The sequence below is a fragment of the Ruegeria sp. BHSA118 genome (assembly GCF_059613405.1).
The window spans coordinates 18,144-27,730 of sequence record NZ_JBXWSM010000058.1 but is presented as its reverse complement, the minus strand read 5'-3'; the positions used below and the strand labels follow the sequence as shown (position 1 = coordinate 27,730).

The 9,587-nt window shown below is 58.2% G+C and carries 10 protein-coding genes; 6 read left to right on the top strand and 4 right to left on the bottom strand.

Annotated features, from left to right (window positions below):
* Nucleotides 1-890 (top strand): hypothetical protein (locus AC2FNN_RS16170; RefSeq protein ID WP_496759531.1); only part of this gene is annotated, 890 nt, incomplete at its 5' end.
* Nucleotides 891-1,093: 203 nt separating this feature from the next.
* Here the strand turns inward: AC2FNN_RS16170 and AC2FNN_RS16165 are convergent.
* Genes AC2FNN_RS16165 through AC2FNN_RS16155 form a run of 3 tightly spaced genes read right to left on the bottom strand, consistent with a single transcriptional unit; the run spans nt 1,094 to nt 4,631 of the window.
* Nucleotides 1,094-2,578 (bottom strand): heme biosynthesis protein HemY, encoded by a 1,485-nt coding sequence (locus AC2FNN_RS16165; RefSeq protein ID WP_496759530.1) that lies wholly within the window; start codon nt 2,576-2,578, stop codon nt 1,094-1,096.
* Nucleotides 2,579-2,588: 10 nt separating this feature from the next.
* Nucleotides 2,589-3,851: a COG4223 family protein gene (locus tag AC2FNN_RS16160; RefSeq protein WP_496759529.1), complete on the bottom strand. Its 1,263-nt coding sequence runs from the start codon at nt 3,849-3,851 to the stop codon at nt 2,589-2,591.
* Nucleotides 3,852-3,905: 54 nt separating this feature from the next.
* On the bottom strand, nt 3,906-4,631 hold the full coding sequence (locus tag AC2FNN_RS16155) for a uroporphyrinogen-III synthase (protein ID WP_496759528.1): 726 nt from the start codon (nt 4,629-4,631) through the stop codon (nt 3,906-3,908).
* A gap of 86 nt (nt 4,632-4,717) precedes the next feature.
* On the opposite strand from AC2FNN_RS16155, the gene tsaD reads away from it, so the two are divergent.
* From tsaD to AC2FNN_RS16130, 5 genes are all read left to right on the top strand, one after another.
* Nucleotides 4,718-5,815 carry a tRNA (adenosine(37)-N6)-threonylcarbamoyltransferase complex transferase subunit TsaD gene (gene tsaD / locus AC2FNN_RS16150; RefSeq protein WP_496759527.1) on the top strand — a complete coding sequence of 366 codons (1,098 nt, stop codon included), beginning with the start codon at nt 4,718-4,720 and terminating at the stop codon, nt 5,813-5,815.
* Nucleotides 5,812-6,774 (top strand): NAD(P)H-dependent glycerol-3-phosphate dehydrogenase, encoded by a 963-nt coding sequence (locus AC2FNN_RS16145; RefSeq protein ID WP_496759526.1) that lies wholly within the window; start codon nt 5,812-5,814, stop codon nt 6,772-6,774. The genes tsaD and AC2FNN_RS16145 overlap by 4 nt, the downstream gene beginning before the upstream one ends.
* 1 nt (nt 6,775) lies before the next feature.
* Complete coding sequence (locus AC2FNN_RS16140; RefSeq protein ID WP_496759525.1) at nt 6,776-7,045, top strand: YciI family protein; 270 nt, start codon at nt 6,776-6,778, stop codon at nt 7,043-7,045.
* Nucleotides 7,045-7,467: an EVE domain-containing protein gene (locus tag AC2FNN_RS16135; RefSeq protein WP_496759524.1), complete on the top strand. Its 423-nt coding sequence runs from the start codon at nt 7,045-7,047 to the stop codon at nt 7,465-7,467. The genes AC2FNN_RS16140 and AC2FNN_RS16135 overlap by 1 nt, the downstream gene beginning before the upstream one ends.
* A gap of 160 nt (nt 7,468-7,627) precedes the next feature.
* The gene (locus AC2FNN_RS16130) at nt 7,628-8,950 is read left to right on the top strand and encodes a hypothetical protein (protein WP_496759523.1); all 1,323 of its coding nucleotides are present in this window, start codon (nt 7,628-7,630) and stop codon (nt 8,948-8,950) included.
* A 218-nt stretch (nt 8,951-9,168) separates the two neighbouring features.
* Here AC2FNN_RS16130 and AC2FNN_RS16125 read toward each other — a convergent pair whose 3' ends face one another.
* Complete coding sequence (locus AC2FNN_RS16125) at nt 9,169-9,510, bottom strand: DUF2853 family protein (RefSeq protein ID WP_170345908.1); 342 nt, start codon at nt 9,508-9,510, stop codon at nt 9,169-9,171.
* Between the last annotated feature and the right edge of the window lie 77 nt (nt 9,511-9,587).

Here is a 9,587-nt window from a genome sequence, read left to right as displayed (position 1 = left end):
ATTTCGAGGCCAAACTGAAGTCTTGCGTTCCGTGGATGGTGAGTGCGCTTGCGACAATCTTGCCCTCGAATTTCCAGTATCCGGATGCAACACGCGCAGGTATCTGTGAACGCCTGAGCCGACGCTTTTCTGAGATACAAGACGGTGATCGACTACAGGCTTACATCCCCGGTTCCGGGGATCGCGACGCGTTCAGGAAAATTTTTGAACGTGAAAACCAGTCATTACAAAACAATGTGGCCGAATTTCAGGATCACCAGTGGCATTGTGAAAGACTGGATCGTCAGGCTGCCGTGGAAGAAATAGAAAAGGAAACGCGGCTTTGGTTTCTGAACAATCTTGCGCAGGATGCGAACGTTCCTGACGTGATCCGGGCCGCCTCGACGAACCGACTCGCGGCAATCGCAAAGGGAACTGCGCTGGAAGGTGTTTGGTTCCGGGACGCGCTTGAAGCGGCTCGTCAGAAGGGCGACAAGGCACGCGTCGACAAACTGCTGAGTGAGACGAAAAAGCTTGACCCTTCGGACCGCTGGCGTCCGGTTTGGCTTCACCAAAAAGCGCGGCACCACATCAATCTCAATGAATGGAACCAGGCAAAAACATGCTTGAAGGAAGCAATCGAACTGACGCGGATACAAAGCTTCGGCCCGACACGCGGCCTTCTCTCACTTGACCTGCTTGGGCTGGAGTTGACGAAGTCAGCATACAATCAGCGAAATCACGGCGGGTTGGTAAGAGACGTGATCATGTTCGGAATCGTGGACGTCCCGCCAACGGACAAGTGGGTGGTTGTCACGGCGGAAACCCATTTCTGGGAAGAGGTGTATCAACCTTATGCAGGGACGACGTGGAAAAAGAGGGCGAGCAAACAGCACAGCCAGAGGCGCTGACCGCGAACCAAAGCACGTACTGTCAGGATCTGGGCCGAAAACCGCGACAGACCGCCGAAGGGGCATCAACACGATCAATGGCACCGCTGTGGTGGATCATGTGTTTTGCCCAGAAAAGCCTGACGGGCTCGACGCCGCCACCAACATCCTGACCCTCGGAACGCAGAGGATCAGGCCGGCTGCAAAAACAGGCATTGCAGGGTTCAGGCCTGTTTGTGGACCTCGGCTTCCTCTGCCGCCTCTGGCGTCACTTCGACCACATCGTCCTCGTCCGCGGGCTCCATGACTTCTGGCTTTTCGGTTTGATCTTCGAGCGCACCAACGATCAAAGGCAACATATGTACGCCGGTCGCGCTTGCGATTTCGGGTGTTTGTGGCGTCTGCCAACTAAGCGTGTCGAAACTGCCGCAGTTCTGGCAGACCGGTCCCCATTCAGGTTGGATATCATGGCAATTGGTGCACACCCATTGCGGACCACGCGGCGCATTCAGCGCCTTAGCCAACCAGCCTTGCACAACGGCGTCCGAGGCCCCCTCGCCCCGTTCGATAGCGGCCATCAACGTATAGGCGCGCGCATCGCCCTGCTTTTCGACCACATCGCCCAGCGCACGGCGGGCTTCGGGGAAGTCCTCGGCCACGATGTTCAATTCGGCCAGTATCAGACGCGTCTCCATGTTCTCGGGGTGAATCCGCGTCAGCGCAGTGAACCGCTTGATCCGTTGGTCGGGGGATTCATCCGGCACGATGTCGGCAAAGGCATGGGCCAGATCCGGATGCGGCTGAACCTCCCATGCTTTTTTCAGAATCTTGGTTGCGGACCGGGGTTTGCCTTTGGCGATATACGCGCGGGCAGCCATGGCAGCGGCAGGCACCAGATCAGGCGACAAGCGATTTGCTTCAATCGCGCGTTCCTGCTGTTCGACCGTCGCACCTTCGTCCAGTATTCCCTTGGCTTCGGACAAGGCCAAAACCGCGTCACGCCGTTTGAAAACATCGCGCGGCAAATACCCGGCCTTCAACTTGGCCGTCAGGGTCGAACGTGCACCGGCCCAATCCTGTGCCTTGGTTTGCAGGTTCAGCAGAACATCCTGCGTTTCTTCATGACGCGGCTTGATCGCCAGGGCCTTCTCGGCCAGTTTGCGGGCCGTTTCATCATCACCTTCGGCCAGCTTCTGCTTCATGATCCCGCGCACGCCAACAAACCGGGTCGCGTTGTTGGTCACCAGTTTTTTATAAGTATCCGATGCCTTTTTCGTATCCCCGGTCATCTCGGCGGCCTGTGCCACCAGAAGATCGGTAAGCTCGGGCTTGTTCAGCAGTTTTTCGGCCTTGCTGGCTTTGGTCATCGCCACGCGCCCCTCGCCCGAGGCCAGCGCCAACAAACCATCAGCCAGCGCCTGGTATCCCTTTTGCTGACGATTGCGGTCAAAATACCGAGACAGGGCCGTTTCGTCACCGTTCAGGAATTTCAGCGTTGCGATCAGCAGGCTGAGCAACTTGAAAAACAGCCAGACCGCAAAAACCAATGCAGCCAGCGCGATCACTGACTGAAGCGGCCCCAGCGTGAATTCCGTGCCCGCGACGGTGATCTGAACCCCGCCACTGGTTTGCATCAGGAAGTGACCGCCCAACGCCAGCAGGCCGATAATCGCAACAAAAACGAGGATCTTAAACAGTGACCACAGCATGGCAGGTCCTTCAGTTCGAGTTCAGGCTGGAAGCCAGTGTATTCGCCGCATCGACGGCGGCGACCCGTGTTTGGGCCGCCTGTTCCCAATCGGCCATGGCGGCCTGTGCCGCTTCGGGAAGTGATTTCAGTTCGCTCAAGGCTTTGGCCAGGTCTCCGACCGCAAGCGCAGCCTGTGCCCGTGACAGGACGGCATCTGGCCCATCCCCTTCCTGTGGCGTGACCGAGCGCGCACCCGTTTGACGTTGCAGGAATGCGATCAGGCCGGTGTCCTTGTCGGCTTCACGGGCTTCGGCCAGCGCGGTTCGGGCCGCAGGCGTGAAACTGTCGCGCAGAGAAGAGAGTGTTTCAACACCCTTTTCAGCCGGCCCGGACAGGGCATCCGGCACATCCACACCGCCTGCTTTCAGTTCTGCAACCAGATCTGAATAGGGCTGACCCGCATCCAGTTGCCCATGCACGCGGGACAGAACGGCGGCATTGGCCGCGGCCTGCGCGTCGGCTGATGCTTTTGCCTCCAGCGCCTGAGCGTCGGAAACCATTTTTTCAACCTCGGCCCGTTGCGAGGCCAGAGAGTCCTGAAGCTTCTTCAGCTCAGCGTCGAATGCGGCCATGGATTCGGGCGACACGCTGGATTCGATTGGGGTTTTCTCCAGCGTCGCGATGCGGTCTGACAATGGTCCGATCTGGCCTGACAGCGTATCCACAGTGGATTTGACCGCACTCAGGTCACTTTCCACGGGTGTCAATTTGTCAGACAGCGCTTTGACCTGATCCGTCAAACCGGCGACATCCGGACTGTTTGCAAGCGCCTGAGACAGCTTGGCAATCTGGTCGGATTGGTCTGCCAGTTTGGATTCCAACGCCGCCAGGGTCTCCGAGCTGTCCGAGCCAGTTGACAACAGCCCCCCATTGCCCAGCGCAAATCCGACGGCGGCAGCAATGGCACCGCCCAGCAAAGCGGGAACAAATCCGCCACGTTTTTCAACGACACGCTCGACCACTTTTTCTTCGACCGGAGCAATATCTTCAATCGACGCTTTGGCTTCGGCTTCGGCTTCGGCTTCGGCTTCGGCTTCGGCTTCGGCTTCGGCTTCGGCTTCGGCTTCGGCTTCGGCTTCGGCTTCGGCTTCGGCTTCGGCTTCGGAAAGTTCTTCTTCTACGGTCTCAGTCGGGTCAACAGGTGTATCTTCCTGTTGCAGATCTGGTTCGACGACGTCATCTGCCTTGGGGGTTTCCACCGGCTTTTCTTCGGACTTTTTCTTACCAGCCACCGCAATATTCCCCTTATCGAATCCAAATTCAGATGAATAACAGCCCCACTCAAGTTAATCGGGGACCGCGCCGCCCTCAACCCGCAACGCATGTTTCACAAGCTTTTTGACAGCCTTACGCATTTTCTTTGGTGTCGGCTTCTTTGCGATCTTCAGGCGCGCATGGTCCAATGAATAAAGGGGATCCGCCGTGGCCTGGCTGATTGTCGCCAACCACAAAGGCGCGGATCCGGTCCAAATATCGGCAAAATGTCGCGCCGTTCTTGGCGAAAAAAGCGGTGCGATTACCGGCGAATCCAGATCTGCCACCCGGGTCGCTTCGGATGTTAGCGGCAACAATATTTGCTGGTAGACTGGCAGTTCCCGCACGGTCAGGCCGGATTCGGTCAGTCGACCGGCAACATTGCCGCGCGTGTTCTCACCCCTCAAATGCAAGAGCGGGCTTTTGGGTCTCCGCTTAAGCAAATGTCCCACCAGTTCTTCCGCCGTGGCCCCGACCATTTCGGCCTGCCAGCCGTAACGTTTCGCTGTGCTGGTCGTTGTCGGTCCGACGCAGAAAGCGGGCAGGTTGCGATCCACACCTTTCAGGGCCGTCGCGTTCACTGCATTGGCCGACGTGAAAATCAATCCTTGCACACCCTCGGTCTCAACCTCGACCGGCAGCGGCCGGATTTCCATGATCGGAGAATAGATGACCTGAACCCGGGTTTTGGTGCGGGTCGGCAGCTGCGCGACGAACCGTTCAGAGGCGGCGCGCGGGCGGGTCATCAACAAATACAACGTGCGGCCCCTTGGCCCTTCAGGATTGTTTGCATCCGCGCAGGGTGATACCCCGCCGTAAGATCATGATGCAACGGATCAGGGTGATGGTGCAAACACTTACCGTACTGGGATTGGAAAGCAGCTGCGACGATACCGCCGCGGCCATCGTGCGCCAAACGGCAGGCGCCAAAGCCGAAATCCTGTCATCCGTGGTACATGGCCAAACCGAACTGCACAGTCCTTTTGGTGGCGTCGTGCCCGAGATCGCGGCCCGGGCGCATGCGGAAAAGCTGGATGTCTGCGTTCTGCAAGCACTGGACACCGCGGGTCTTTCACTGAAAGACGTGGATGCCGTTGCCGTCACCGCCGGGCCGGGTCTGATCGGAGGGGTCATGTCAGGCGTCATGTGCGCCAAGGGGATAAGCGCCGCAACCGGTCTGCCGCTGGTGGGTGTCAATCACCTTGCCGGTCACGCGTTGACACCACGACTGACGGACAACATTGCCTTCCCCTACCTGATGCTTCTGGTGTCTGGCGGCCACTGCCAATTCCTGATCGCCCACGGGCCCGAACATTTTACCCGCCTTGGCGGCACCATCGACGATGCGCCAGGTGAGGCCTTCGACAAAACCGCCCGCCTTCTGGGCTTGCCGCAACCTGGTGGCCCTTCCGTCGAAGCCGAGGCGCGCGCCGGCGATCCCAAACGCTTTCGGTTTCCCAGGCCGCTTTTGGACCGGCCCGGTTGCGATCTGTCCTTTTCGGGGTTGAAAACGGCCTTGATGCGGATGCGCGACCAGATCGTGGCCGAAAAGGGCGGCTTGACGCGCCAGGACCGCGCGGATCTGTGCGCTGGATTCCAGCAGGCGATTGTGGACACATTGGCCGAAAAGACCCGGCGAGCGATTGATCTGTATCTGGAAAACTCTCCGTCTGAACCCGTGATTGCCGTTGCCGGAGGGGTTGCCGCGAACTCGGCCATTCGGTCTGAATTAGAGTCTGTTTGTGCTGAAAAAAACACCAGGTTCACCGCCCCCCCGTTGGCGTTGTGCACGGACAATGCCGCGATGATTGCCTATGCTGGCCTGGAACGCTTTCGTACCGGCGCGCGGGACGGGCTGGACCTGACCGCACGCCCTCGCTGGCCTCTGGATCAGCACAGCCCGGCCATGCTGGGCGGCGGCAAGAAAGGGGCCAAGGCATGAGTGTATCCATTCTGGGCTCCGGTGCGTTTGGCACAGCTCTGGCTATCTCGCTGGCAGGCAACGGGCCAGTGACACTGTGGTCAAGAAACGCCGATCAGGCACAGCAGATGCGCGAGGCGCGCGAAAACGCAACCCGGCTGCCCAACATAACCTTGCCCAAGGACATCACCGTGACCGCGGACATCGCCGAGGCGCTCTGGGCTGACACGCTTTTGTTGGCTGTGCCAATGCAGAAATTGCGCAGCGCTTTGCAGGATCACGCCCCGGCCCTGCGTGGCAAGACTCTGGTGGCCTGCTGCAAGGGTATTGAACTGACCTCGGGGCTTGGGCCTGTCGCGGTCATCAAAGAGGGCGTGCCGGACGCCCGCATCGCGTTGCTGACCGGGCCCAGTTTTGCAGATGACATTGCACACGGCCTGCCCACCGCTTTGACGCTGGCTTGCGAGGACACGGAACTTGGCAAGGCGCTTCAGACTGAACTGACGACGGCGAACCTGCGCCTCTATCGCACCACAGACACGATCGGCGCCGAACTTGGCGGCGCGCTGAAGAATGTCATGGCCATTGGCTGCGGCGCCGCCATCGGCGCAGGTCTGGGAGACAGCGCCCGGGCGGCCTTGATGACCCGCGGGTTTGCCGAGATGCAGCGCTTTGCCGCGATGCGCGGCGCGCGCCCCGACACCCTGATGGGCTTGTCCGGTCTAGGGGATCTTGTGCTGACCTGCTCTTCCAAACTGTCCCGAAACTATCGTTTTGGCCTTAGTTTGGGTCTGAATCTACCCTTTGACAGCCAAATGACGGTCGAAGGCGTCGCCACTGCCCGTGCCATGTCGGACATTGCCGCTAAGGATGGGCTGGATATGCCCATCAGCGCCACGGTGGCGGACCTGAGCCATGGCGCCTACAGTGTCACCGAGGCCATTCAAAACCTACTAAATCGACCCCTCAAGGAGGAATAACATGCTGATCGCCCTCATCGCTCGTGACAAACCCGGCGCGTTGCAAACCCGATTGAACAACCGCTCGGCCCATCTGGCCTATATCGAGGAAACCGGCGTCGTGTCACAGGCCGGACCGTTGCTGAACGGTGACGCCATGATCGGTTCATTGATAATCCTCGACGTGGATGACCTGGCCGCCGCACAATCATGGGCCGATGGCGACCCTTACGCAAAGGCTGGATTGTTCCAATCGGTTGAACTGATCCCGTGGAAAAAGGTGATCGGTTGATGGCCTATTGGTTGTTCAAGTCGGAACCGTCGACCTGGAGCTGGGATCAGCAAGTCGCAAATGGTGATGAGGGCGAGGAATGGGACGGTGTGCGCAATTATCAGGCGCGCAATTTCATGCGTCAGATGAAGGTTGGGGACCGGGGGTTCTTTTACCATTCGCAAAAGGACAAATCCGTTGTTGGCATTGTCGAGGTCTGCGCCGAGGCACATCCCGACAGCACCACCGATGACGAACGGTGGGAGTGTGTGGACATCAAGGCCGTGCGGCCCTTTGCCAAACCCGTAACGCTGGACCAGATCAAGGCGGACGAGCGTCTGGCCAACATGGTGCTGGTGAAGAACTCTCGCTTGTCCGTGCAACCCGTGACCGAGGATGAATGGCGAGTGATTTGCAAGCTGGGTGAAACCCAGCCTGATTGAATGGGAAAATGGCGCCGGGCGCAGAACTTCTCAAATGTCTGGCAAGATGCTATCTTTCCTTGGGCTTTGCCGGGTGAGTTCATGTCGGTCGCGTTTTTTGCGATCGAAATTGCTTGGTGGTGTTCGAATAAAGACCGGTCTTTCTTGAAAGAAAATACCCATGTCTGACGATGAAGGCGGCAATGGGATATTCGAAGACGCCATTGCTGCGAAGAATTCAAAAAATTGGGAAGCGCGCCTGAAAGAGGCGCGTGAAAAGCGTGCCAGAGTGCTCAGCGGGGCGCAGGGCGAAGCGCAGGAAATACCCGCCCTGAAACCTTCCGAGACAAAGCACCTGCCCCGGCCAGACGAAACCAAAATCGAAGAGATCGTATCAGACCGGGTCCGTTCCCTGCATTTGGAAGACCCAAAAACCAGGAAAAAACCCTTGGTCAGAGCAGATATCGTTCTGGCCGCCTTGGTTTGCGGCGCGTTCCTGCAATGGGCGGCAACACATATTGTCGGAACTTGGCGCTCCACCGGTGGAACGCTCCCAGCCAGCCTGGATGCGGCTACCGAGACTTTTCCTGAAATCGAGGAACTGCTTTCAGACAGAGCGCCCACCGTCGGAATCGATGAGTCACCGGCCCCACGAGACACACAAGCAGCAGAGGAACCCACCGATTCAGCGTCTTCGCAGGTCGCACCCGTTTCCACTCCCGCAATCATCGAAAAGGCCGAGGATGCGAACACAGGCGCATCTCGCGACCAGAGAGTCTCGGTTGACGCGGTTGTGACGTCACCCGTTCCTGCTGAAGGCATTTCGAATACGGATGGCCAGGACGGGGTGGAACCAAGGCACCCAGCCCCAGATCCAGAACCGGCCGTGTCTTTGTCCCCGCCAGCCATATTCATTCCGCCACAGCTCGAGCCCATCTTGGCCACCGCGTCTTCTGCGGATGTTCAAACCTTGTATCCAGTTTCTGCCGAACCGCCGTGGCGCCACACCAACCGGTCGAACAAAGACAGCTTTTCGCAGACGTCCTTGATGGTTTTGGACCCTGTCCAGCAAGAGATCACTTTTTCTGCAGCCCCGTCTTATGCAGAGGTTAAACCGCTTTCGCCCGCACAATCCCCCATTGATCTGGAAGTCTCGCTTTTTGTTCCCTTGAGAGTATCGCAAGACGCCAGCAGCCGGGCTTTGGAACTGCTTACAAAGGGCCGCGCGACGGTTGTGTCGACAGACCGCGTGGGTTTTCGCGTCAGAGAAACACAGGTTCGTTTCTATCATCCAAGCGACGCTGAAAACGCGGAACTGGCGGCTGATGCTCTTGGCGGAATATTGAGGGACTTCACGAATTCGGGCAGCAAGACCCGTCCGGGGCGGATAGAAGTCTACCTGGCGGGCAGCGGTGGCGCGTCACCCAGGAATTCGGACCCAAGGCCCACGGAATTCGACAAATTCATTGCGCGCATTCTTGGCGAACTTGGCGAACTCAGATGAGAAACGAGGGAAGGCTCTGACGATACAGAACCTTCCCTACCCCCGCGTGCTCCCTACTCACCACACGCGTATGGAAATATCTGGCTCTGACCGTCCTGGTCACTGGTTGAACCTACCGCAGCCGCACCCCTGGTTTCAAACGCCAAGTCTTTAAATTAAAACACAAATTAAGTACGCCCGCCAAAATCTCGGCGGGCGCCTGGTGAATTTCGACCGGGTCAGCTGTAAACGGATTCTTTTCCGAAATGCTTGGTCAAAATATAATAGACAACGGCACGGTACTTGTTGCGCTCGGACATGCCATAGGTTTCCATGGCTTTGTTGATCCCTTCCATCAGTTCGGGGCCATCTGCCAGACCCAGCTTTTTGATCAGGAAGTTGTTCTTGACGGTTTCCAGTTCCGAGTCCTGGCTGGCCGCGACAGTTGCCGCATCTGCGTCATAGATCGCCGGACCACAACCGATGGTGACCTTGGTCAGTAGGTCCATATCGGGGTCCATGCCGCATTTGGTTTTCAGGTCTTCTGCGTATTTGGCGATCAGATCGTCGCGCTTGCCCATTTCCTAGTCTCCTTGATCCGTTTACCCGGCACCTTTTACCGATGATCGAAAGACTAGCCGCGACGCAGGCTTTTCCA